Origin of the sequence: Milkweed yellows phytoplasma str. MW1 (assembly GCF_000309485.1) — a bacterium.
GTDB lineage: Bacteria > Bacillota_I > Bacilli_A > Acholeplasmatales > Acholeplasmataceae > Phytoplasma.
On the sequence record NZ_AKIL01000061.1, the window covers coordinates 1 to 1,394 of the forward strand.

Sequence of the window (1,394 nt, forward strand, 5' to 3'; positions counted from 1 at the left end):
GTTATATTTAACAGAATTTTTACAAAAGCACCTTAAATGATGTATGGAAATTTGTTAAGAATTTTAAAATATAAAAAAATAATAAGAATAAGGTGGTTTTTTGATGAATTTTTTCGAATATTTATTAAATCCTTCTAAAAGAATTAGAAAATTATTAAAAAATAATAATTAAGATATCGAAATCATAAATAAAAAAATAGCAAAATTAAAATCTCAAAAAATTACCAATACTAATAAATATGTTACTCATTCAAGTGTTTTCTTGAAAATATTTTTTTTAATAATTATTAGTTTATTGAGTGGTTTTGTGTTTTTTCATTATTTCTCTAATGCAACAAAGAAAGTTGCTTTAAATAAAGATGAAATTAAAGAGAGAAAAATATTAATTGATAATCGAGAGTTGAAATATGAAGAACTAAGAAACGAACAAAATCAATCTCGAAAAACAGCAATTTATGAAGATCTAAAACAATTAAAATTAAAATATGACAATTTAGAACTAAAAAGAAACAAGTTCAAAAAATAACTAGAAAAAATGTTTTGGACTTTATACATATCTATGGGGTTTCAAGTATATTATGGTTAATAAGTTTTTATTTTTTCATTCCCTTACTTAAGTATACAACTTTTTTATTGGCTATTTTGTGTGGTTTGCTTGAAGCAGGTTTGTTGTATTTTTTATATTTTACCTTTCCAAAAAATAATGTTATTTTGAATAATTCATTTTTGTTTTTATTTTTAATACCATTTTTTGCTTCTTTTTTAATAATTATTTTTATATCTTATTTATATTATGTTGATAAATTGAAAATTTCTCCTAAATTCCGTTATATTACTAAAATTATTTTTATAATTTCTTATATAATTGCTATTTTGATTAACTTCGTTTAAAATTTTTAATGATAATAATATAAATTTAACAAGTACCTTAATACTGATAATACAGTTATTTTTCTTTTGTTTTCAAATAGTTGTAGGCAGTTTTATGTTGGTTATTTGTTTAGAAAGTCTAGATGCTTTGGTTCAAGAAAAATTTCCTAAAAAATATGAATATATTATTATTAATCTTATGTTTATGAATGCCATTGCAATTTTTTTTGCCTTTGTTAATATTATTTTAAGAATTTTAAAATGGTTAGGTCTCGCTAAAAGAAAATATTTTTTATCTGTGAAAATTCACAAAATAATAAAAAGTAATTAATTATAAAATGAATAAAAACAGATAAATTCAACATAAAAAAGCGATCGTTTTAGTGATTAATTTATACGGCAACAGAACTGCTTTTATTTAAGCAAGCAAACCCATAATAAAGATCCTTGTTTACATTCCTTTAACGAACTGGATTACTTATAAAACAAACCTATCGATAAAATCAACACACACACACACACAC

2 protein-coding genes are annotated in these 1,394 nt (G+C 20.9%); both read left to right on the forward strand.

Annotation, left to right across the window (positions count from 1 at the left end):
- The first annotated feature begins 307 nt into the window (after positions 1-307).
- Positions 308-526: a hypothetical protein gene (locus RI76_RS01450; protein WP_017192366.1), complete on the forward strand. Its 219-nt coding sequence runs from the start codon at positions 308-310 to the stop codon at positions 524-526.
- 459 nt (positions 527-985) lie between these two features.
- Positions 986-1,201 (forward strand): hypothetical protein, encoded by a 216-nt coding sequence (locus RI76_RS01460; protein ID WP_017192368.1) that lies wholly within the window; start codon positions 986-988, stop codon positions 1,199-1,201.
- The last annotated feature ends 193 nt before the right edge of the window (positions 1,202-1,394 follow it).

Coding starts and splice junctions, on each gene's coding strand:
- RI76_RS01460 (WP_017192368.1), top strand. CDS start 986: ATGTTGGTTATTTGTTTAGAAAGTCTAGATGCTTTGGTTCAAGAAAAA.